Genomic DNA, 21,891 nt, shown 5'->3' with positions numbered 1-21,891 from the left:
TCTCCCGTCAGGCGCTCAGGGCCAGGTAGCGGTTCTTGATGGTCGGGTCGGCGCGAAACTCGGCGGCGCTGCCCTGGTAGACCACGCGGCCCTGTTCGAGCACGTAGTGACGGTCGGCGAGCTTGTCGCAGACCATCAGGTTCTGTTCCACCAGCAGCACCGGAAGGCCGCCTTCCTTGAGGGTGCGCAGGATCTTCACCAGCTCGTCGACGATCACCGGCGCCAGGCCCTCGGTGGGTTCGTCGAGGATCAGCAGCTTGGGGTCATTGAGCAGGGCGCGGGCGATGGCCAGCATCTGCTGTTCGCCGCCGGACAGGGCGTGGCCGGCGTTCTTGCGGCGTTCCTTGAGCCGCGGAAACATTCGGTAGATGTCGTCCAGTTGCCAGCGGCTGGCCTTGCGCTGGGCGATGCGCAGGTTTTCCTCGACGCTGAGCAGGCGAAAGATGCCCCGGTGTTCCGGCACCAGGGCCAGGCCCTGGCGGGCGATCTCGAAGATCTTCTGGCCCACCAGTTGCTGGCCGTTGAAGTGGATCTGGCCCTGGCGCGGGCAGATGATCCCCAGGATGCTGCGCAAGGTGGTGGTCTTGCCCGCGCCGTTGCGCCCCAGCAGGGTCACCAGTTCACCGGCCTCCACCTTGAGCGAGACGCCTTCGAGCACGTGGCTCTTGTCGTAGTAGGAATGGATGTTCTCGACGGTCAGCATCAGGCGGCTTCTCCCAGGTAGGCGACACGCACACGCTCATCGGCGCGTACCACATCCGGCGTGCCCTCGACCAGGATCTGGCCGTGGCTCATCACGGTGATGCGCTGGCTGATGGACATGACGATGCTCATGTTGTGTTCGATCAGCAGCACCGTGTGGTCGCGGCCCAGGTCGCTGATCAGTTGGGTCATGATCGGAATGTCATCGATACCCATGCCCGAGGTGGGCTCGTCGAGCATCAGCAATTGCGGTTTCGAACAGATCGACATGCCCACTTCCAGCACCCGTTGCTGGCCGTGGGACAGCTCGCCGGCCAGGGTCTGGGCCCGGGCCGTGAGTTGCAGGCGTTCCAGCACCTGGTCGGCCACCTCCAGGTGCTCGCGGCGGCTGTCCACGTGGCGCCAGAAGTTCAGCGCCCCCAGGCCGTCGCGGCCCTGGGCGGCCAGGCGCAGGTTCTCCCGCACGCTGAGGTTCTGGAACAGGCTGGTGAGCTGGAAGGAGCGCGCCATGCCCAGGCCGACCCGGCCGTGGGCGGGTTTCTTGATGATGTTCTTGCCGTTGAAACGGATGGCCCCGGCGGTGGCCTGGCGTTCGCCGGTCAGGCAGTGGAACAGGCTGGTCTTGCCGGCGCCGTTGGGGCCGATGATGGTGTGGATGGTGCCGGCCTCGACCTTGAGGTTGACCCCGTTGACCGCGTGGAAGGCACCGTAGGCCAGCTCCAGGTTCTGGGTTTCCAGCAGGTACTGCGCAGGCTTGCTCATGAGCGTTTCTCCTCGGCCAGCAAGGCCGTCTTGCGTGAGCCTTTGAGGCGTTCCACCAGGCTCGACAAACCGCCCCACAAACCGCCGCGCATGAACACCACCACCAGGATCAGGATCACCCCCAGCAGAATCAGCCAGCGTGGCCACAGCTCGGAGAGGAACTCGCCCAGCAGTACGATGGCGCCGGCGCCGAGCAGGGAACCGAACAGCGAGCCGGTGCCACCGACGATGGTCATGATCAGGATGTTTTCCGACATCGCCAGGTCGATGTTCGACAGCGGCACGAAGTGCAGGAGCATGGCGTACAGCGCCCCGGCAATCCCGGTGACCGCGCCGGAGAGCATGAACACCAGGATCTTGAAATGCCGGGTGTCGTAGCCGATGGCGGCGGCGCGGGTTTCGTTCTCGCGGATGGCCATCAGGGTGCTGCCGAACGGCGAGGCGATCACCCGCCGGGCACCGATGAAGATCAGCAGGAACAGCACCGCGACAAAGCCGTAGAAATAGCGGGCGTCGGCCAGGGACAGCAGCACCGTGTCACCGATGCGGATCTCTGGGCGCGGCACGCTGAGCAGGCCGTTGTCGCCGCCGGTCCAGTCGCTGAGGGTGTAGGCGATGAAGTAGGCCATCTGGCTGAAGGCCAGGGTCAGCATCACGAAGTAGATGCCGGTACGGCGGATCGCCAGGGCGCCCACCAGCAGTGCCAGCAAGGCTCCCACCAGCGCCGCGCCGAGCAGGGCACTGAACAGCCCCAGCTGCAGATGGATCATCAACAGGGCGGCGCAGTAGGCACCGGCGCCGAAGAAGATGCCCTGGCCGAACGACAGCAGCCCGGTGTAGCCCAGCAGCAGGTTACAGGCCAGTGCGGCTAGGGCGAAGATCAGGATCTCGCTGGCCAGGGTCGCCGACGGCAGCACCAGGGGCAGGCCGATCAGCACCGCGATCACCAGCCACAGCAGGCCGCGCGATTGAGTCTTGGCAAAGGGCAGGGGATTTTTCTCGCTCATGATCATGCTCTCCCGAACAGGCCGTAAGGACGCACCAGAATGACTGCCGCCATGGCGCCGTAGATCATCAGGCTGGCGCCCTGGGGCCAGAGGCTGGTCATCAGGCTTTGCACCACCCCCACCAGCAGGCCGCCCACCAGGGCGCCGCCGAACGAGCCCATGCCGCCGATCACCACCACCACGAAGGCCACCCCGAGAATCTCCGGGCCGACAAAGGGCTGGGCGCCGCGCAAGGGCGCGAACAGCACCCCGGCGATCCCGGCCAGGGCCACGCCGAGGGCGAAGGTCATGGAAAACAGGCGAAAGATATTGGTGCCCAGCAGCGACACGGTCTCGGTGCTTTCACTGCCGGCCCGCACCAGGGCACCGAAGCGCGTGCGCTCCAGCAGCAGCCACAGGCCCAGCCCCACCAGGGCCGAGAACAGGATCAGGAACAGGCGGTAGTAGGGGTAGACGAAGTCGCCGATCACCAGCACCCCGCGCAGCAGTTCCGGCACCGCCACGGCCTTGCCCACCGGGCCCCAGATCATCACGCTGGCTTCCTGGATGATCAGCGCGATGCCCAGGGTCACCAGGATCTGGAACATGTGCGGCAAGTGGTAGATGCGCTGGATCAACAGGCGCTCGATGATCCAGGCCAGGGCCGCCACCACCAGGGGCGCGAGCACCAGGGCCAGCCAGAAGTTGCCGGTCAGGCTGACGGCGGTGTAGCAGATGTAGGCGCCGAGCACGAAGAACGCGCCATGGGCGAAGTTGACGAAGTTCAGCAGGCCGAAAATGATCGTCAGGCCCACCGCGATCAGGAAGTAGATCATCCCCAGCCCGAGGCCGTTGAGGATCTGGAACAGGTACAAATTAAGCATGCAGGAACCCTCGGCAGGGAGCCCTTGGACGGAGCCCGCTGCCTGTAGCCAGCGATAGAAGTGTCGAGCGTCAGGCCAGGGCGCAGCCGGTGGCGCTGACATCCGGGAACGAGCGACCGGCGCTGAGCACTTCGGCCAGGTCGTCCTTGTCGCGCATCGTGGCGGCGGCCTTGCCCACCAGCAGGTAGTAATCCTTGATCACCTGATGGTCGCCGGCGCGGATGCTCTCCTCGCCGGTGGGGCCCTGGTAGGCCAGGCCCTGCATGGCCTTGGCCACGGTAGCGCCGTCAAAGCTGCCGGTGGCGGCAATGGTGTCGAGGATGATCTTGCTGCCGATGTAGTCGGCGGCCAGCGGGTAGGTGGGGTTGATGCCGTACTTGGCCTGGGTCAGCTTCACCAGTTCGCGATTGAGCGGGGTGTCCACCTGATGCCAGTACTGCGCGCCGAGGTAGACGCCTTCCAAGACGTCGCTGCCCAGCTCCTGGAACTGGTCGAGCCCGGCGGACCATACCAGCAGCACCTTCATGCGTTCCTTGATGCCGAAGTTCACCGCCTGGCGCAGGGCGTTGGATGACTGGCTGCCGAAGTTCAACAGCACCAGCACATCAGGGCGGGCGGCGATGGCGTTGGTCAGGTAGCCGGAGAATTCTTGCTCCTGCAAGGAGTGGTAGCTGTTGCCGATGTGCTCGATGCCATGTTCGGCACAGACCTGCTTCGCCCCTTCCAGCAAGGCTTCGCCGAACACGTATTGCGGGGTGATGGTGTACCAGCGCTTGGCCTCGGGCAGCAACTTGATCAGCGGCACCATGGTTTCGCGGATGGCGCCGTAGGTTGGCACCGACCAGCGAAAGGTCGAGGCATTGCAGTCCTTGCCAGTGACCTCATCGGCGCCCACCGGGGTCATGAACACCCCGCCGACCTTGCCCACCTCCTTGGCCACCGCCAGCGCCGAAGACGACAGGGTGCAGCCCTGGAAGAACCGTGCGCCGTCCTGGGCAATCGCCTCCTGGACCCGGCGCACCGCCTTGCCGGCGTTGCCCTCGGTGTCGATCACCTTGTAGTGCAGCGGTCGCCCCAGCAGGGTCGGGTACTGCTCCACCGCCAGGCGCGAGCCCATGTCGGCGAACTTGCCGTAGCTGGCAAAGGCGCCGGACATCGACTTCAAACCGTAAAAGGTAAAGGGTTCGGCGGCAAAGGCGTTGCGTACCCCCAGCCCGAGGCTGAGGGCACCGCTAACGGCCAGACCGGCTTTCAACAACGTACGACGCTGCATGGGGTAACTCCCTGGTTTAGTTATTGGCAGGAGTGGCAATGGCGAATCGACGTAGCAGCCTGTGTTCAGGCTTGTTATTGGCAAAGCGGTGGACGGCGGGCGCTATCGGTGGTGGTCGAACTCCAGCAGGAAGTGCTGGGTGACTTCGCCTTCCAGGGCGGTCATGTGGTGCTCGGCGTCGCACATGTGTTCGTGCATCAGCTGGCGCACTGCGCTTTCATCTTCGGCGCGCAAGGCCAGCAGCAAGCGTTTGTGGTAATCCAGGTTGGCGGCGTCGAACTGCTTGCGCTTGGGCTTGTAGGCCTTCTTCAGCACCACCAGGTCGCGCAGCAAATCGTTGAGAAACTGCGCCATGAAACTCAGCAGCGGGTTGGGGCAGGCCCGCCCCAGCAGGTTGTGGAACTCCAGCTCGGCGATGCGCTGCTCGCGCTGGCCGGCCTCGCTGTCCTCGGGTTGGCTGCAGAAGTCGATGTTGTCCTGCAGGGCCTTGAAATCTGCCTCGCTCAAGCGCCCGATCACCGACACCGCCAGCTCCACCTCGATCACCTTGCGCAGCTGATAGACCTGCTCGCCGTCCATGTGCTGAAAGTGCAGGTAGTTGCGCAGCGCGCGGCTGGCCGGCTCGGTGCCGGCCTGGTTCAGGTAGGCGCCGCCGTTTGGCCCGGTGCGAGTGTTGACCAGGCCTTCCACCTCCAGCGCCTTGAGCGCCTCCCGGGCCGAGCCCTTGGAGCATTGGAAGCTTTCCATCAGCTCCTTCTCGGTGGGCAAGCGATCCCCGGGGCGCAGGGCATCGGTGACGATGGAACGCTTCACCGACTCGACAATCACGTCGGAAAGCTTCTGGCGTTTGCGGCGAACGGGGCGTTTCAGCATGGGCGGCTATTTATCGTATTAATGCGGATAAATAGTAATAAATAGAGATGAGGGCGACGCGTCAACCGCCTGAGGGAATGGGGTGTCGTTTTTGGTGTTGAGGCGGCGTAATCAGATAACTGTGTCGGGTTCACTGGAGCCGGCGGCTGCGTTAGACAGCGCTTTGCCATCACTGTATTTTCGAGCTGGAATTTCTAAAGGATTTCTTTCTCATCATGACGATGACCGATCACGAGCAGGTGCTGGACTTCTGGCACAGCGTCGAATTCTTCAATGCATACGACCTGGATCAGCCCCTGGACGCCGCGCGTAAATCACGCAGTGTCGAGCGGCTGACCGAGACCTGGTTAGCCAGTGGGCTCTGGGATAAATACCTGGGGCACCGTCGCGTGCTCTATTTGCTGCCCTTCGATGTCACTCATGTCACGCGAATGATCGAAGACTATGTCGACAGTCCTTCGATCAGTGAAGTGGCCAAGGTGCGCGATGGCGAGATGGCAGCAACCGGCCTTACCTGTTACGCCAAATTGACCCTGGGTCCCAACGGTGAACCCAACTTTGAGAGCCTGAGTGTTTCGGCCTTGCCGTGGGCGCTAGGCCGGTTGGCCAGCGGCGATATCGGTGCCTTGTGTGCCGTGACTTTCGATGAGAGCGTACGTGAACTCAAACGCGTCCTGGCTGATGAACAGTCGCAATGGGCAGACAAGCGCCTGGGCGCGAAACAGTTGCCCCAAGTGCTCAAGCACCTGGAGCAATGGGCCGGATGGACCCTGCCACAGACCGACCTGGCCTACATGGATATTTGGCCGATCGCCAAGCCTCGCAACGGTGCGGTTTCGGTTCAGCCTGACGAAGTATCAACTGACAGCCCTGAGCCGATGGCGCCTGCTGATGAATTGGTGATCCTCAACAGCTTCTACGTGCATGACCTTGTCCAGGCCAAACGTCTCTTGAGCAGCGAGCGGCCTGCGCGTGCTTTGCGGGCGTATCTGTCGACACTCGACCCGCAGAAGCTGGACCTGGATAGCGAGTCCGGGCAACAGGCAATAAACCGCACGTTGCGCCCGGAAAATGGCATTGGCGGGCGCTGGCCTGCTGCAAGCCAGCACGTGCAATCACTGATGCAGCAGTTTGCGCTGAATACCATGGGAGCGATGGACGAGGGTGAGATCCTTGCGGTCAACGGCCCACCAGGCACCGGAAAAACCACCTTGCTGCGTGACTTGATCGCCGATTTGGTGGTCGGCAGGGCGGATGCGCTGGCACAACTGACGGTGGCCAAGGATGGCCTCAGTGATCAAGTGATCGATGCGGTTTTCAGCAAGAGGAGTTATCGGATTCCGCTGTTATCTGAAACGCTGACCGGCTTCGAGATGCTCGTGGCCTCTACCAATAACGGCGCCGTGGAAAATCTGTCCCTGGAGTTGCCTCAGCTCAAGGGCATCGACGCCGCGCGCGTCCAGCACCTGAGTTATTTTCAGGAGGTCGCGACTCGCTACGCCGGTTGTCAGGGCGACAAACCCTGGAAAACCCCAGAGCCAGTCTGGGGCTTGGTCGCGGCGGCACTGGGCAGAAAAAGCAACCGCCGGCGGTTACGCGACATTTTTGGCAATCGCGCCGCAACGCCTGCGGATAAACCGGGTGACACGTTTATTGCCAAGAGCAAGGTCGACCTCGGCAGTTGGGAAAAGGTCGGCGCCATGACGTACTGGCATTTCAAGTCCAGCACCCGTCATCGACAGCTCGGTTTCAAGGTTGCCAAGGAGCGCTACCTGAAGGCGCGTAAAATCCATGATGAACAGCGTCAGCGGCTGCAGGTTCTGTGTGCATTGTATGAGCGCTTGCAGCAGGCGTTTCCCGCGGTCCAGGCGTTATGGCCGGCTGCACCGAGGCTGAGCCCGCAGCACCTGGCGTCACTGATCGAGGGCACGCAGCGTCTGCTGGAGCGTCTGGAGGCCAAAAAAAATACCCTGGAACGCAAGCTTGGCCCCGCATGGTGGCGCTGGCTGGCCCAGTGGTTTCGCAAACCGCTCTATCAGCAATGGGTGTCTGCTAGTGATGATCTGGAGCTTGCGCGCGCTTTCGAGAGTGAACTACGGGACCTGCCGGGGTTGATCCAGGAATGCGGCGTCTACCTGTGGGACGGTGCGCCTTTGGACAGTCAGGCGAATCAGCAGCACGCCTTCTGGCAGGGGGCTGCTTTCAATGAAGCCCGCAGCGACTTGTTCGTTGCCGCGATGACCTTGCACGAAGCGTTCTTTCTTGAAGTCGCGAGCCCTGATCTGGTGTTCGCACTGAGCGCCATGCTTGAGCGTCCACCGCTGTTGCCCGCCAGGCGTGCCTTATGGCAGTGGCTGTTTATGTTGACCCCGGTGGTGTCGAGTACTTTCGCCTCGATTCGTGCGCAGTTTGCCGGCCTTGAAGCTGAAGACCTGGGTTGGCTGATCATCGACGAAGCCGGTCAAGCCCCGCCGCAAGCGGCCGTTGGTGCCATCATGCGCGCCAAGCGCGTTGTAGTGGTGGGCGACCCCTTGCAGATCGAGCCTGTGGTGACGCAATCGACCCGTCTGCTCGATACCTTGGGCCGGCACTGGCTCGGTGATTCGCGCTCGCGTTACGCGATCGACAGCCACTCGGTGCAGACCTTCGCCGACCGTGGCTATGGACAGGGTGTACGGCATCCTCTGGACGCTGAAAAATTCATCGGTATTCCGCTGGTCATGCACCGCCGCTGTGACAACCCGATGTTCGAGATTTCCAACCGCATCGCCTACGCCCAGCGCATGCGCCATGCCAAGGATTCCGGCATCGTTGCCCATCCGTTATTGGGTGCCAGTGCCTGGTGGAGTGTGTCGGGGGAGTCGGCGGACGGTACGAAGTACATCGAAGCCCAAGGGCAACGATTGCTGCGCGAGCTGGCAAAGCTTTACCAGGCGGCTCTGAGGGACGGTGGGGCGCTGCTGCCGCCGGTGTTTGTCATCACCCCGTTCCGCGAGGTCAAGGCGGGGCTGGTCAGTCTGTTGGGCAATGCTGCGGCCTGGAGGCGAGTTCTGGGCGCCGAGGTGCCGCCTCCCGCCAATCTGGCGGGGTGGGTCAGCAGTTGCATTGGCACGGTCCACACCTTTCAAGGCAAGGAGGCCGATATCGTTTTCTTTGTGCTGGGGTGTGACTCCACGCGCATGGGGGCGATTGATTGGGCTTGCTCCACTCCGAACTTGCTGAACGTCGCCGTCACCCGGGCGAAAAAACACCTTTACATCCTGGGGGACCAGAACCTGTGGGGGGATCGACAGTATTTCGAAGTGGCCCGGGACCTGTTATCCCGGGCGCAAGTGCAACACCCAGCGAGTGAGGCCATGGCTGCGGCTCCGTCCTGACAGGTCATGTCAGCTGATGTCGCGAGAATAATCAGTACCTGTGTGCTGTTGCCAAGGGCGAGGCAGTAAACATCCTCGCTCAGCGCTTACTTATGCAAGTACTGGCTTGTCAGCGAAGACGGCTTTTCTGTACAAGGTTCGCGGACCTTTTTCGCCAGCAAGCCGGCGCGGCGTTTCATCTCAAGTTGTGCGCTTCATCGTGACAGGTATTCAAGCGGATTCAGGGATGGGGCAGAACAGCAATGACTAGCATCAGTGATACCTTCGACCAGCTCTGTGCACTGGCCGCTTTGTCCTATGACGAGACGGGCGACACGCGCTTCGAGTCGCGTTTGCTGGATATCCTGAACCTGGTGAAGTCTTATCCGCAGGCCCGGGATCTGTTTGTAGAGAAATTCAAGATCATGCTGTCTTCTCGCGTTACGCCCTTGGAGGTTGTGGAGTTCTGCATGCGGGAGCTGCAATGGGAGGAAGTCAAGTGCTTCGCCTTGGCGCTTTACCAGCCCTCCATCAATCCTCGCAGTCATGCCTTGGCGGGACTTATCAGTGCTTACGAAGAGGTTTGGCCGGACGAAGACCTCTATCGGTACTACTCCAACCGATCGTTGTAGGAACGGGCTTGCCCGCGAAGGCGGCCTCAAGCTTTGCACAAGGCTCATGGGCCTCTTCGCCGGCAAGCCGGCTCCTACCGGTTCAGCGTGGCTGCGCTTGCAGCTGGCGGCCCAGTACATCCAGCACGTCACAGCCATCGCGCAGCGGAATGGCGCAAACCAATGCCAACTCTTGCAGCACCACGGCATCGCCGGGGATGTCGGGGCGGGCGGCGAAGTTTTCCAGCAGTTGAGTGACGGCGCGGATGCGATAGGCGGCCGCTTCGTACAGCACGTCGGCAGGGGCCTGGGTATCGATCAGCAGGGAAGGGATGGTGCAGTCGTGGCCGGTGATCGGCATGTATCTGTTCATAAGTAACGCCTCGGTCGGTTAAGAGCGCCACTGGATCGTCGCCAAACGAAAGGTGGCAGCTGTACGCAGGTTGGCGAACCGGGACCGGGGAGCCGGCAGACCCGAAGGTCTCCCGCGTACAGCCGCCATATAGGCAGCGTTACGGATGCGAAAAGCCCTGCAAGCAAGCACAGGGCTCTCGCACACGGTCATCGGGTCGCCAAACCCGTTCGTCATCAGGACGACCCAGGACTATAGGCATTTACCCCAAAACGGAACAAGGCACTGGCACGACAGGACTTTCTGAGTTTGCTGTAGGACTCAGGAGCGGGAGTGTGGATCAAGCGCGCCACAGGTTCAATGGCGGGGCTCAGTCGAAGCCGACGCTTGCGCTGTGGCGGGTTTCGCGGTCGTGCAACTGGTCGATATTGGTTTCGTAGGTGCATTGGCCGCTGCAATTGTGCTCATAGCTGATAGCCGGCTTGAACTGCAACTTGAGCTTCGGCGTGTCGCTCTCTGGCGCCGGGGCCTGGGCGGTGGCCGGCAACGGCGGTTGCGGGTAGCTCAGGTCCAGGCCTGCGGCCTGGGCCGAACAGGTGGCCATCAGTAACAGGGCCGGGAAAAACGCTTTGCAACTGAACATCATCGAATCCGCGTGGCCAAAAAAGGGTTGCCGATTATAACGAGCCAGGGACGGAAAATTTAACCGCGCGGTCTCTGCCACAGGCTTTTCGCGCTGTTTTCGCGGCCTCAGGTCTTCGCAACGTGAAACATTTGTCACGGGGCAGCGAGACGGGCTGCTCCTACACTGCAAGTCACCTCCATGGCCAAGGACACTCCCCGATGCCGGCAAAATCCACCAGCAGCATCCTCGATACGGTTGAAGGCCGGCGCCTGCAGGGCAGCGACGCCGAGCTCTGGCGCCAGTGGGGGCCATACCTGAGTGAACGGCAGTGGGGCACGGTGCGCGAGGATTACAGCGCCGATGGCGACGCCTGGAGCTACTTCCCCCACGAACATGCCCGCAGCCGTGCCTACCGCTGGGGCGAGGACGGGCTGGCCGGGTTCTCCGACAAGGCCCAGCACTGGTGCCTGGGGCTGGCGCTGTGGAATGAACACGACAGCATTCTCAAGGAGCGTCTGTTCGGCCTGAACAATGCCGAGGGCAACCACGGCGAGGACGTCAAGGAGCTGTACTTCTACCTCGACGGCGTGCCCAGCCATGCCTACATGCGCATGCTCTACAAGTACCCCCATGCGGCCTTTCCCTATGCCGATCTGGTGGCGGAAAACGCCCGTCGCGGCCTGAACGACACCGAGTACGAGATCCTCGATACCGGGGTTTTCGAGGACAACCGCTACTTCGACGTGACGGTGGAATACGCCAAGCACACGGCCGATGACATTTTCATGCACATCACCGTGCACAACCGTTTCCACCAGCCGGCGCGGCTGCGGGTGCTGCCCCAGGTCTGGGCGCGCAACACCTGGAGCTGGGGCGGCAACACACCGCGGCCGAGCATGCGCCTGGAGGGCGACAAGGTGCTGGCGCGGCATGGGCAACTGCCCGACCGGCAGATCACCGCCTGGGGGGCCGAGCCCTGCCAGTGGCTGTTCTGCAACAACGACAGCAATTTCCCCAAGCTGGACGGGCTGGCGTCACCCGGGCCGTTCAAGGATGGTTTCAACGACTACCTGGTGGATGGACAGGCCAGTGCGGTGAGTTTCGATGGTGGCACCCGGGTGGCGGCGCACTTCGTCCTGGATCTGGCGGGCGGCGAGAGCAAGCGCCTGTTCCTGCGCTTTGCCCCGGCCGGTAGCGAACCGGTCAGCGCCCGCCGCCTGTTCGAGCAGCGCCGGCGCGAGGCCGATGAGTTCTACGGGGCGTTGCAGCAAGGTATCGCCAGTAGCGACGCGCGCAATGTCCAGCGCCAGGCCCTGGCGGGGTTGCTGTGGTCCAAGCAGCTGTACTACTTCGACGTCAACCAGTGGCTTGATGGTGATCCCGGCCAGCCGGTACCCCCTAGTGAACGCGAGCATCTGCGCAACACCCATTGGCGCCATCTGTCCAACTGCGACATCGTCTCCATGCCCGACACCTGGGAGTACCCCTGGTATGCCTCCTGGGACTTGGGTTTCCAGGCGGTAGCCTTTGCCCTGATCGATCCCGGCTTTGCCAAGCAGCAGTTATTGCTGCTGGTGAAGGATCGCTTCATGCATCCCAACGGCCAGTTGCCCGCGTACGAGTGGCGTTTTGACGACGCCAATCCGCCGGTGCACGCCTGGGCCTGCTGGCGGGTCTACCAGCAGGAAAAGTGCCTGACTGGCGTCGGTGACCTGGATTTTCTCGAACGCATATTCCACAAGCTGCTGCTGAATTTTTCCTGGTGGGTCAACCGCAAGGACGCAGAAGGCCGCAACCTGTTCCAGGGCGGCTTCCTCGGCCTGGACAATATCGCCCTGTTCGACCGCTCCGCCGCCTTGCCCGAAGGTTTCGCCCTGGATCAGGCCGATGGCACGGCCTGGGTCGCGGCCTATGCCCTGGACCTGATGCGTATCGCCCTGGAACTGGCCAAGCGCAATGGGGTGTACGTGGACATTGCGGTGAAGTTCTTCGAGCACTTCCTGTATATCGCCGGGGCCATCAACCGCGTGGATGAAAGCGCCGAGGGGCTGTGGGACGAACAGGACCAGTTCTTCTACGACGTGCTGCACCGCCCTGATGGGCAGAACGAACCCCTGCGCCTGCGCTCCATCGTCGGCCTGATGCCGCTGTTCGCGGTGCAGGTGCTGGAGCAGCATGAGCACGAAAACCTGCCGGGGCTGGCCCAGCGCCTGCTGGGCTTCTTGCATCACCGGCCGGACCTGGCGAGCCTGGTGTCGCGCTGGTACGAGCCGGGCAAGGGTAACCGCATGCTCCTGGCGCTGTTGCGCGGCGAGCGTACCAAGGACCTGCTCAAGCGCATGCTCGATGACAGCGAGTTCCTCTCGGACTTCGGTATCCGCTCCCTGTCCAAGGCCTTCGAGCAGCCGTTCGCCATGCAGGTGGACGGCAAGCAGTTGTGTGCCCGCTATGTGCCGGCGGAGTCCGATTCACGGTTGTATGGCGGCAACTCCAACTGGCGCGGGCCGCTGTGGATGCCGATCAACTACATGCTGATCGAATCCCTGCGCGAGTTTCACCGCTACTACGACGTCAACTTCTCGGTGGAGTACCCGCGGGGCTCCGGGTATCTGGCGTCCCTGGAGGAAGTGGCCGACGGCTTGAGCCAGCGCCTGACGCGACTGTTTCTGCTGGACGAGGACGGGCGCAGGCCGTCCATGAGCGGCTACCCGCAGTTGCAGGTGGAGGCCGAGGACCGCGAGCTGGTGCTGTTCCATGAATACTTCCATGGCGAAACCGGGCGCGGCCTGGGGGCTAGCCACCAGACCGGCTGGACGGCGCTGGTGGCGTTGCTGTTGCAGCCACAGCGCTGAAGTTGTCACCCGGCGACCCGGGCGACGGTTCAGGGGGGGAGGCTTTGGGTCAGCCCACCAGGGCGATGTCCTGGGGTTTGGCCCAGGCTTCGATCAGCCGCTCCGGGGTGCAGCAGGTCTTGCGCTTGTAGACGAAGTTGCTGCACTTCTCGGCGAAGCCCTTGCGGTTCTGCACCATGTCCATGTGCATCTCTTCCAGCTCGGCGTTGCGGCAGTGCTGCATCAGTTGCGGGTCGGCATCCAGCTTGCGCTGGCGCAGGTGCTGGTAGCGCGGGTCGTTGAGCACGCCGTTGGCCCGTTGCAGCAGCCACAGGCCGAACTCGTCCGGGCAGCGCGGGCCGATCTCCTGGACCATGCCCATCTGCAGGGCCTGGAGTGCGCTGATGGGCAGGCAGGCTTCGGTCAGTTGCTTGGCCATGGCCTGGCCGACGGCGCGGGGCAGGCTGTAGGTCCAGTACTCGGAGCCGTACAGGCCCATGCTCTTGTAGTGGGGGTTGTACACGGTGTCGGCGCGGGCCAGGACCACGTCCGCGGCCAGGGCCAGCATCAGGCCGCCAGCGCCGGCATTGCCGGTCAGGCCGCTGACCACCAGTTGGCGGGCGGTGAGCAGTTCCAGGCAGACGTCGTCGATGGCCTGGATATTGGCCCAGGCTTCCAGGCCCGGTACTTCGGCGGCCTGGATCACGTTGAGGTGCACGCCGTTGCTGAAGGCACCGCGGCCGCCACGCACCAGCAGCACCTGGGTGTCCCGGGCCTTGGCCCAGCGCAGGGCGCTGACCAGGCGTTGGCACTGCTCGGTGCTCATGGCGCCGTTGTAGAACTCGAAGGTCAGTTCGCCGACCTTGCCCGTTTCGCGGTAGCGGATAGGTTGGTAGGCCTCGGTGCTGAACGGGCTGTTGGCCACCGACCAGTCCAGCACCGGGACATCGGCCAGGCGCTCGCCGAGCACGTGGCGGGCGGGGCGCTTGAAGGTTTCCTCGCCAGGCTGGGGCTTCTGGCGCAGGGAGCCGATCCACAAGCTGTGATCGCCGCAGGCCACCAGTACTGCGTCGTCGTGCACCGCCAGCAGTTGCCCGGGCATGCCGGTGCGTGAATCCAGGTGGGCGTCGTAGACGTAGTACTGGCCGCCGGCGAGGCTGGCCAGGACGCCGGGCTGACCGTCGGCGGCATCGATGCTGCGCTTGATGAACTGGGCGCTGTCGTGCCAGCTGAAGGTGCGGTCGGATTGCTTCATGTTCGGTTGCAGGCGCCCGAGGACCGAGGGTTTGTCGTAGTCCAGGGGCTGGGGGGTGTAGCCGTTGCGGAATTTCTCCACCACGTCGCGGATACAGTGAATCGCCGCGTCGCTCACCAGGCCGTTGTACAGCTCGGACTTGCGCAGCCCGGCGGGCAGGTTGAATTCGTGGGTCGACCAGATCGGCCCGGCGTCCATTTCTTCCACCGCCTGCAACGCGGTGACGCCCCAGCGCTTGAGTTCCTTGCTGATGGCCCAGTCCAGGGCGCTGGCCCCGCGGTCGCCGACGATGCCGGGGTGGATGATCACCACCGGGCGCTTGGGGTGGCTCCACAGTTGCTGGGGGACCCGGTCCTTGAGGAACGGGCAGATCACCAGGTCGGCCTCGGCCTCTTCGATCTGCCGGCAGACCTCTTCTTCGCTGGTGAACAGCACCACGCTAGGGCGGTGGCCGGCCTGGCGCAGGTCGAGCCAGGCGCGTTGGGTCAGGCCGTTGAAGGCGGTAGACAGCAGGATGATCTTCAGTGATCGCATAATGCAGACTCTTCCGTGAGTGATGGCGGTATGGCAGGTGGCTCCGGCTGAGCCGTCCCTGGCCGCGATGGAAGGCGCAAGAGTAGAGGGGCGTTGCGGGGTGGGAACTGACCGAGATCAATCAAGCGTCTCGCCTGAAATGCCAGCCGCCCAGCGGTATTGATTCAGGGCAAAGGCACGGGCCAGAGCGGTTGCGGCAGCCAGAAACGACGAATCCCGCCACAGGGGCGGGATTCGGGTACAGCCGGACCTTGCGCGGTCTTAGGCTGGGAACAGCTCGCTCAGTTTCATGGCCAGCATCATGTCGCCTTCGGCGCGCAGCTTGCCGCCCATGAAGGCTTGCATGCCGTCGGTCTCGCCGCTGACGATGCCGTCCAGGGTCTCGCCGTCCATCACCAGGGTGACCTGGGCGTCCGGGTTCTCGCCTTCCTTGAGTTCGCAGGTGCTGTCCTTGACGACCAGCGAGAAATGCTTGGAGTCATCGATGCGGAAACCGAAAACCAGGTCCAGGCCGGCAGCGGCAGCTGGGTTGAACTTGGCTTGCATGGCTTGTACGGCGTCAGCTACGGAGGTCATGGTTCGATCCTTTTATGGGGTGGTTACAGCAAGGGTCACAGTAAGCCGGGCTCAACGGAAGGTGATGAGCTCCGGGGCCTTCAACAGTTGCAGATGGGCATGACCGTTGAAGGAAGCCAGGGACACCTCGCGACCGCGGAACTTCAGCTGGTTGAGCGAGGTGTTGACGATTTGCCAATTCAGTTCGAAAGCCTGCTGGGCGGGCATCCGGGTAATCAGGTGGAGCAGGGCGGTGATGGTGCCGCCGGAGGTGAACACGGCGATCTTCTGCTGGTTGTTGGCTGCTTCGAGAATCCGTTGCAGGCCGCCCTGGACGCGTTCGACAAAACCCAGCCAGCTTTCCAGGCCAGGTGGGTCGTAGGTGCCGGCCAGCCAGCGCTGGATGATCAGGGCGAAGATGCGCTGGAACTCACCGCGGTTCTGCGCGGCGTTGCGCAGGATGTTCAGGGCTTCGGGTTCCTGGGGCAGCAGGTCGGGCAGCAGGGCGCGGATGATGGCGTCGGCATCGAATTCGTTGAAGGCGGAATCTATTTCCAGGGCCGGGCTGTCAAAGCCTGCGGCGCTCATCTGTTCCAGAGCGGCCTGGGCGGTGTGCTGCTGGCGCCGCAGATCGCCGGACAGGCAGCGATCGAAGCCGATGCCCAGCGCTGCCAGATGTTCGCCGAGCACCGCCGCCTGGCGCACGCCGGTAGCCGACAGCACGTCGTAGTCGTCTGCACCGAAGGAGGCTTGGCCATGTCGAATCAAGTAGATGCTGCCCACGTCCGCGTCATCCCGGTACGTTGAAAGTTTTGCGAGGTTATGAGGATGCCGGTGAGCTGTCAATGAAAAAACATACGCTTGTTTGAAATGATTGTTGGAGCTTGGTTACACAAGGTTTCCCGACTGGTGGCCGACCAGTCGCGCCGGTATGCTTTAGCCCATTACGCCGCTCGTTGGCAGCGGTCCATGTTTGAGGAGTCCCTGTGGAGTTTATCGCCGAATACGCCAGTTTCCTGGCCAAGACCGTGACCCTGGTGGTCGCCATCCTGGTGGTGCTGATCACCGCCGCTGCGCTGCGCAGCAAGGGGCGGCGCAAGGGTGTGGGGCAGTTGCAGGTCAGCAAGCTGAATGATTTCTACAAGGAACTGCGCGAGCGCCTGGAGCAGAGCCTGCTGGACAAGGATCAGCTCAAGGCCCTGCGCAAGGCCAAGAGCAAGACCGAAAAGAGCCAGAAGAAGCACAAGAAACAGCCGGCCGAGGCCAAGCCCCGGGTCTTCGTGCTGGACTTCAATGGCGACATCAAGGCTTCGGCCACCGAAGGGCTGCGCCATGAAATCACTGCCCTGCTGAGCCTGGCAACGCCCAAGGATGAAGTGGTGCTGCGCCTGGAGAGCGGTGGCGGCATGGTCCACAGCTACGGGCTGGCTTCGTCGCAGCTGGCGCGTATCCGCCAGGCCGGTGTGCCGCTGACGGTGTGCATCGACAAGGTAGCGGCCAGCGGCGGCTACATGATGGCCTGCATCGGTGAAAAGATTATCAGCGCGCCGTTCGCCATCCTCGGTTCCATTGGCGTGGTGGCCCAGTTGCCCAACGTCAACCGCCTGCTGAAGAAGCACGACATCGATTTCGAAGTGCTGACCGCTGGTGAGTACAAGCGCACCTTGACGGTGTTTGGCGAAAATACCGAGAAGGGCCGGGAGAAATTCCAGGAAGACCTGGACGTCACCCATCAACTGTTCAAGAACTTCGTTTCCCGCTATCGCCCGCAACTGGCCATTGATGAAGTGGCCACTGGTGAAGTCTGGCTGGGCGTGGCGGCGCAGGAAAAACTGCTGGTGGACGAGTTGCAGACCAGTGACGAATACCTGGCGGACAAGGCCAAGAGTGCCGATGTCTTCCACTTGCACTATGCCGAGCGCAAGAGCCTGCAAGAGCGGGTAGGGCTGGCGGCCAGCGGCTCCATCGACCGCGTGCTGCTGACCTGGTGGAGCCGCCTGACCCAACAGCGCTTCTGGTAACCCCCCCGGCCTTGTAGGCGCTGGCTTTTTGTAGGAGCTGGCTTTGTAGGAGCTGGCTTGCCAGCGAAGGCGATCGCAAGACTTGCACAAGGCCCGAGGGCCTCTTCGCCGGCAAGCCGGTTCCTGCGGTAGGTGGGAGGCGCGGAAACAAAAAAGCCCTGGAGCGGGAAACCGTTCCAGGGCTTTTTGTTGGCGCCAGGGCTTAGCGGCGACGGAACAGCGGCAGCGGTTCGTCGGTGGCGGCCTGGTAGGTCACCGAGAAGTCCTTGAGGCTTTCCAAGGCTTCGTAGGGGTCCTTGTCGGCCCGCAGTGCATAGGCGTCGAAGCCGCAGCGGTGCAGGTAGAACAGCTGGTCGCGCAACACGTCGCCAATCGCTCGCAACTCGCCCTTGTAGCCGTAGCGGTCACGCAACAGGCGGGCGTTGGAGTAGTTGCGGCCATCGGTGAAGGCCGGGAAGTTCAGGGCAATCACCTGGAACTGCTCGACGTCGTCACCGATTTCCTCGGCTTCTTCGTCCGCATCCAGCCATACACCCAGGCCGCCATCGCGGGCCTTGAGGGCGTGAGCATGCTCGCGCCACAGGGCCAGTGGCACGATCAGGTCGTCGCAGTTGGAAATGCCGTCGAGGGTCGCGTCCTTGGGCAGCAGGTGCCAGGTTTCGTCGATGACCTCGTTGTTCTTAATGATTCGCTGCATAGACGCGCTCCTTGAAGAGGTCGATGCCAATACGTTGATAGGTGTCGATGAAGCGTTCGTCTTCGGTACGTTGTTCCACGTACACGTCGATCAGCTTCGAGATCACGTCGGGCATGTCGTCCTGGGCGAAGGACGGGCCGAGGATCTTGCCCAGGCTGGCGTCGCGGCTGGCGCTGCCACCCAGGGACACCTGGTAGAACTCCTCGCCTTTCTTGTCCACCCCGAGGATGCCGATGTGGCCTACGTGGTGGTGGCCGCAGGCGTTCATGCAACCGGAGATGTTCAGGTCCAGTTCGCCGATGTCGAACAGGTAGTCCAGGTCGTCGAAACGGCGCTGGATGGATTCGGCGATCGGGATCGACTTGGCGTTGGCCAGGGAGCAGAAGTCGCCGCCCGGGCAGCAGATGATGTCGGTCAAAAGGCCGATGTTCGGCGTGGCGAAGCCGTTCTCCCGCAACTCGCCCCACAGGGTGAACAGTTGGCTCTGCTCGACGTCGGCGAGAATGATGTTCTGCTCGTGGGAGGTGCGCAGCTGGCCGAAACTGTAACGGTCGGCCAGGTCGGCGATGGCGTCGAACTGCTTGTCGGTAACGTCTCCCGGCGCTACGCCGGTGGGCTTGAGCGACAGGGTCACGGCCACGTAGCCCGGCTTCTTGTGGGCCAGGGTGTTGCGCGTGCGCCAGCGGGCAAAGCCCGGGTGCTGCTGGTCCAGGGCGGCCAGTTCGGCGTCCTGGTTGCTCAGGGTCTTGTAGTCCGGGTCGACGAAGTGCTTGGCCACGCGATGCACTTCGGCATCGGTCAGGGTGGTCTGGCCGCCGCGCAGGTGGGCCATCTCGGCCTCGACCTTCTCGGCGAACACTTCAGGGGTCAGGGCCTTGACCAGGATCTTGATCCGCGCCTTGTACTTGTTGTCACGCCGGCCGTAGCGGTTGTAGACCCGCAGGATGGCGTCGAGGTAGCTCAGCAGGTCCTGCCAGGGCAGGAACTCGTTGATGAAGGCACCGACCACCGGGGTACGGCCCAGGCCGCCACCCACCAGCACGCGGAAACCCAGCTCACCGGCGGCGTTGTACACAGGCTCAAGGCCGATGTCATGGACTTCGATGGCCGCGCGGTCAGAGGTCGAGCCGTTGATGGCGATCTTGAACTTGCGCGGCAGGTAGGCAAATTCCGGGTGGAAGGTGGTCCACTGGCGGACGATCTCGCACCAGGGCCGCGGGTCGATCAGCTCGTCGGCGGCGACACCGGCGAACTGGTCGGTGGTGACGTTGCGCAGGCAGTTGCCGCTGGTCTGGATCGCGTGCATCTGCACGGTGGCCAGTTCGGCGAGGATGTCCGGGATGTCTTCCAGGGCCGGCCAGTTGAACTGCACGTTCTGCCGGGTACTGATGTGCGCGTAGCCCTTGTCGTAGTCGCGGGCAATCTTGGCCATCATCCGCGCTTGGCGCGAGGTCAGTTGGCCGTAAGGCACGGCGACCCGCAGCATCGGGGCAAAACGTTGGATATAAAGGCCATTCTGCAGGCGCAGGGGGCGGAATTCTTCTTCGCTCAGCTCGCCTGCCAGATAGCGTCGGGTCTGATCACGGAACTGCTTGACGCGGTCCTCGATGATCCGCTGATCGTACTCGTCGTATACGTACATATAGGTCCAGTTCTCAGGCTACAGGCGGCGCTCAAGCGCACTTGGCAAATACTGCGGTGAACGGCTTCGGTACGCTGCTCGGACTGGCGTCCAGCGCGGTTTTCGCCGGTCTCACCTCGTCTTGCCTTCGTTCACGCTTCACGCCACCCATGTAAGCAAATCTGCGCGCACGGCCGCGCACTCCCAACGGAGCCGCCGAACGATACCAGTTTGCGGTTATGCGCAAAAGTGATGTTTGAGTATATGCACAGAACCAAAACGACTAACGGTAGGGGCGTGAGAGTAACCCCATTTGTGGTAGGGGCAATCCTGGTCTTAACTGTGGACGTGTCTTTGAGCAGTCACCGACAAAATCTACTAGAGGCGATGCTATGAGCCATCCAACCAAAGTAAGGAAAAGTGACAGTAGCGTTGATGCTTGGGCCATTCTCTTTCTGATCATACTGGTCGTGGGTACGGCCGTGTTCTGGGTCAGTCACCAGTAGTCGAGCGATAAAAAAGAGCCTGAATTGTCGGACAATCATGACAATTTGCCGCCGTTGGCCAGCACTTTGCCAGTTATACTGCCTGGGCGAAATTCTGGGGCTCTTCTCGTAATGTTCAAGCGTCTGTGCAAGTGGCTGTTGTGCCTGAGTCTGCCGTTCTGGGCGGTCGCTCATGCCACATCGGTGGTGTTTCTCAATCCCGGCAATTCCACGGAGACCTTCTGGGTCAGTTATTCGCAGTTCATGCAGGCCGCGGCCCGGGACCTGGGGCTTGACCTGCGCATCCTCTATGCCGAGCGCGATCCGCAGAACACTCTGCAGCAGGCCCGGGAGCTGTTCCAGGGCCGCGACAAACCCGATTACCTGATGCTGGTGAACGAACAGTACGTGGCTCCGCAGATCCTGCGTCTGTCCCAGGGCTCCGGGATCAAGCTGTTTATCGTCAACAGCCCTTTGACCCTGGACCAGCGGGAACTGATCGGGCAGAGCCGGCAGAACTATTCGGACTGGATCGGCAGCATGGTGGGCGACGATGAGGAAGCCGGCTACCGCATGCTCAAGGAGCTGCTGCACAAGCTTGGGCCGGTCCCGGCAGGGCACGGCATCGAACTGCTTGCATTTTCCGGGCTCAAGGTCACACCTGCGGCGCAGTTGCGCGAGCGCGGCTTGCGCCGGGCCCTGGCCGAACATCCGCAGGTGCATTTGCGTCAGTTGGTCTATGGCGAATGGAACCGGGAGCGCGCCTACCGCCAGGCGCAACAGTTGCTCAAGCGCTACCCGAAAACCCAACTGGTCTGGTCGGCCAATGACGAAATGGCCCTGGGGGCCATGCAAGCGGCCCGGGAACTGGGCCGCAAGCCGGGAACGGATCTGCTGTTCAGTGGAGTCAACAGTTCGCCCGAGGCCTTGCAGGCCCTGATCGACGGCAAGTTGTCGGTGCTGGAGGCGGGGCACTTCACCCTGGGGGGCTGGGCCCTGGTGGCATTGCACGATGATGCCCTGGGGCTGGACGCCCGGCGCCTGGGCGGGCCGGATTGGCAGCTGTCGCTGTTCCAGGCATTGACCCCGGCCCAGGCCCGGCAGTTGCTGCGCCTGGGGGATCAGGTGGGCACCAGGGTCGATTTTCGCGGGCTGTCCGCCCAAGGCAAGCCGGACAGCTACCGCTATCCCTTCGGTTTGCAGCTGTTGCTGCGCTGACGCCGCTTCAGACCCCCGCCAGGTGCATCGCCAGGTTGGCGATGCCCAGCAGCACCAGAACAAACAGGGTGGTGAACAGAATGCCCAGCACGATGAAGTGGCTGGGCTTGCCGTGGCTGAAGTCGCGGGCGCGGTTCTTCCCGCTCTGTACGCCGAAGGCGGCGGCCAGCACGCTTTGCAGCATCTGCAGGAAGGTCGGAGGCTGATTGTCCTTGCTTGGATCGTCCATAAATCCCTCGACACGGTTGGG

The 21,891-nt window shown here is 62.8% G+C and carries 19 protein-coding genes; 5 read left to right on the top strand and 14 right to left on the bottom strand.

Annotated elements, in window-relative coordinates; translation table 11 throughout:
* Positions 1-7 precede the first annotated feature (7 nt).
* The 6 genes from AC07R1_RS08160 to AC07R1_RS08135 form a co-directional block, all read right to left on the bottom strand.
* On the bottom strand, positions 8-703 hold the full coding sequence (locus AC07R1_RS08160) for an ABC transporter ATP-binding protein (RefSeq protein WP_123472714.1): 696 nt from the start codon (positions 701-703) through the stop codon (positions 8-10).
* The gene (locus AC07R1_RS08155) at positions 703-1,464 is read right to left on the bottom strand and encodes an ABC transporter ATP-binding protein (protein WP_011061953.1); all 762 of its coding nucleotides are present in this window, start codon (positions 1,462-1,464) and stop codon (positions 703-705) included. Before AC07R1_RS08155 ends, AC07R1_RS08160 begins: the two co-directional genes overlap by 1 nt.
* A complete protein-coding gene (locus AC07R1_RS08150) occupies positions 1,461-2,471 on the bottom strand; it encodes a branched-chain amino acid ABC transporter permease (protein WP_041118906.1) in 1,011 nt (336 codons plus the stop codon). The genes AC07R1_RS08155 and AC07R1_RS08150 overlap by 4 nt, the downstream gene beginning before the upstream one ends.
* A gap of 2 nt (positions 2,472-2,473) precedes the next feature.
* A complete protein-coding gene (locus AC07R1_RS08145) occupies positions 2,474-3,334 on the bottom strand; it encodes a branched-chain amino acid ABC transporter permease (protein ID WP_011061951.1) in 861 nt (286 codons plus the stop codon).
* A 70-nt stretch (positions 3,335-3,404) separates the two neighbouring features.
* Entirely contained in the window at positions 3,405-4,607 is a 1,203-nt protein-coding gene (locus AC07R1_RS08140; RefSeq protein ID WP_495110398.1) for an ABC transporter substrate-binding protein, read from the bottom strand.
* A gap of 102 nt (positions 4,608-4,709) precedes the next feature.
* Positions 4,710-5,480, bottom strand: a complete 771-nt coding sequence (locus AC07R1_RS08135; RefSeq protein ID WP_072449937.1) for a FadR/GntR family transcriptional regulator — start codon at positions 5,478-5,480, stop codon at positions 4,710-4,712.
* A gap of 215 nt (positions 5,481-5,695) precedes the next feature.
* On the opposite strand from AC07R1_RS08135, the gene AC07R1_RS08130 reads away from it, so the two are divergent.
* Together AC07R1_RS08130 and AC07R1_RS08125 are read left to right on the top strand one after the other, a co-directional pair.
* Positions 5,696-8,857, top strand: coding sequence for a DEAD/DEAH box helicase (locus AC07R1_RS08130; protein ID WP_495110397.1), 3,162 nt, complete (start codon positions 5,696-5,698; stop codon positions 8,855-8,857).
* Between the two features lie 242 nt (positions 8,858-9,099).
* Positions 9,100-9,468: a hypothetical protein gene (locus AC07R1_RS08125; protein WP_159892919.1), complete on the top strand. Its 369-nt coding sequence runs from the start codon at positions 9,100-9,102 to the stop codon at positions 9,466-9,468.
* 82 nt (positions 9,469-9,550) lie between these two features.
* On the opposite strand, the gene AC07R1_RS08120 is transcribed toward AC07R1_RS08125, so the two are convergent.
* Together AC07R1_RS08120 and AC07R1_RS08115 are read right to left on the bottom strand one after the other, a co-directional pair.
* On the bottom strand, positions 9,551-9,820 hold the full coding sequence (locus AC07R1_RS08120; RefSeq protein ID WP_183001488.1) for a hypothetical protein: 270 nt from the start codon (positions 9,818-9,820) through the stop codon (positions 9,551-9,553).
* Between the two features lie 349 nt (positions 9,821-10,169).
* Entirely contained in the window at positions 10,170-10,442 is a 273-nt protein-coding gene (locus AC07R1_RS08115; RefSeq protein ID WP_181003051.1) for a hypothetical protein, read from the bottom strand.
* A 200-nt stretch (positions 10,443-10,642) separates the two neighbouring features.
* On the opposite strand from AC07R1_RS08115, the gene AC07R1_RS08110 reads away from it, so the two are divergent.
* Positions 10,643-13,276 (top strand): MGH1-like glycoside hydrolase domain-containing protein, encoded by a 2,634-nt coding sequence (locus AC07R1_RS08110; protein ID WP_492617333.1) that lies wholly within the window; start codon positions 10,643-10,645, stop codon positions 13,274-13,276.
* A gap of 49 nt (positions 13,277-13,325) precedes the next feature.
* On the opposite strand, the gene AC07R1_RS08105 is transcribed toward AC07R1_RS08110, so the two are convergent.
* The 3 genes from AC07R1_RS08105 to AC07R1_RS08095 all read right to left on the bottom strand — a co-directional run bounded on the left by AC07R1_RS08105 (position 13,326) and on the right by AC07R1_RS08095 (position 16,382).
* Positions 13,326-15,044 (bottom strand): hydrogenase maturation protein, encoded by a 1,719-nt coding sequence (locus AC07R1_RS08105; RefSeq protein WP_019094329.1) that lies wholly within the window; start codon positions 15,042-15,044, stop codon positions 13,326-13,328.
* A gap of 261 nt (positions 15,045-15,305) precedes the next feature.
* Positions 15,306-15,620 (bottom strand): SCP2 sterol-binding domain-containing protein, encoded by a 315-nt coding sequence (locus AC07R1_RS08100; RefSeq protein ID WP_011061945.1) that lies wholly within the window; start codon positions 15,618-15,620, stop codon positions 15,306-15,308.
* A gap of 51 nt (positions 15,621-15,671) precedes the next feature.
* Positions 15,672-16,382: a histidine phosphatase family protein gene (locus AC07R1_RS08095; RefSeq protein ID WP_019094330.1), complete on the bottom strand. Its 711-nt coding sequence runs from the start codon at positions 16,380-16,382 to the stop codon at positions 15,672-15,674.
* A 203-nt stretch (positions 16,383-16,585) separates the two neighbouring features.
* Here AC07R1_RS08095 and sohB point away from each other — a divergent pair, with 203 nt between their 5' ends.
* Entirely contained in the window at positions 16,586-17,620 is a 1,035-nt protein-coding gene (sohB, locus tag AC07R1_RS08090; RefSeq protein ID WP_492617335.1) for a protease SohB, read from the top strand.
* A 202-nt stretch (positions 17,621-17,822) separates the two neighbouring features.
* Here sohB and AC07R1_RS08085 read toward each other — a convergent pair whose 3' ends face one another.
* Both AC07R1_RS08085 and AC07R1_RS08080 read right to left on the bottom strand, forming a co-directional pair.
* A complete protein-coding gene (locus AC07R1_RS08085) occupies positions 17,823-18,317 on the bottom strand; it encodes a DUF934 domain-containing protein (protein WP_011061942.1) in 495 nt (164 codons plus the stop codon).
* Positions 18,301-19,959 carry a nitrite/sulfite reductase gene (locus AC07R1_RS08080; RefSeq protein ID WP_011061941.1) on the bottom strand — a complete coding sequence of 553 codons (1,659 nt, stop codon included), beginning with the start codon at positions 19,957-19,959 and terminating at the stop codon, positions 18,301-18,303. Before AC07R1_RS08080 ends, AC07R1_RS08085 begins: the two co-directional genes overlap by 17 nt.
* A gap of 596 nt (positions 19,960-20,555) precedes the next feature.
* Between AC07R1_RS08080 and AC07R1_RS08075 the strand changes: the two genes are divergently transcribed.
* Entirely contained in the window at positions 20,556-21,641 is a 1,086-nt protein-coding gene (locus tag AC07R1_RS08075; protein WP_011061940.1) for an ABC transporter substrate-binding protein, read from the top strand.
* Positions 21,642-21,648: 7 nt separating this feature from the next.
* Here AC07R1_RS08075 and AC07R1_RS08070 read toward each other — a convergent pair whose 3' ends face one another.
* Positions 21,649-21,870 carry a DUF2970 domain-containing protein gene (locus AC07R1_RS08070; protein ID WP_015636084.1) on the bottom strand — a complete coding sequence of 74 codons (222 nt, stop codon included), beginning with the start codon at positions 21,868-21,870 and terminating at the stop codon, positions 21,649-21,651.
* Positions 21,871-21,891 lie beyond the last annotated feature (21 nt).

The sequence above is a fragment of the Pseudomonas sp. GW821-FHT07F01 genome (assembly GCF_059418825.1).
Note: the sequence above shows the minus strand (reverse complement) of the source record. Positions and strands in the feature narration are given on the sequence as shown.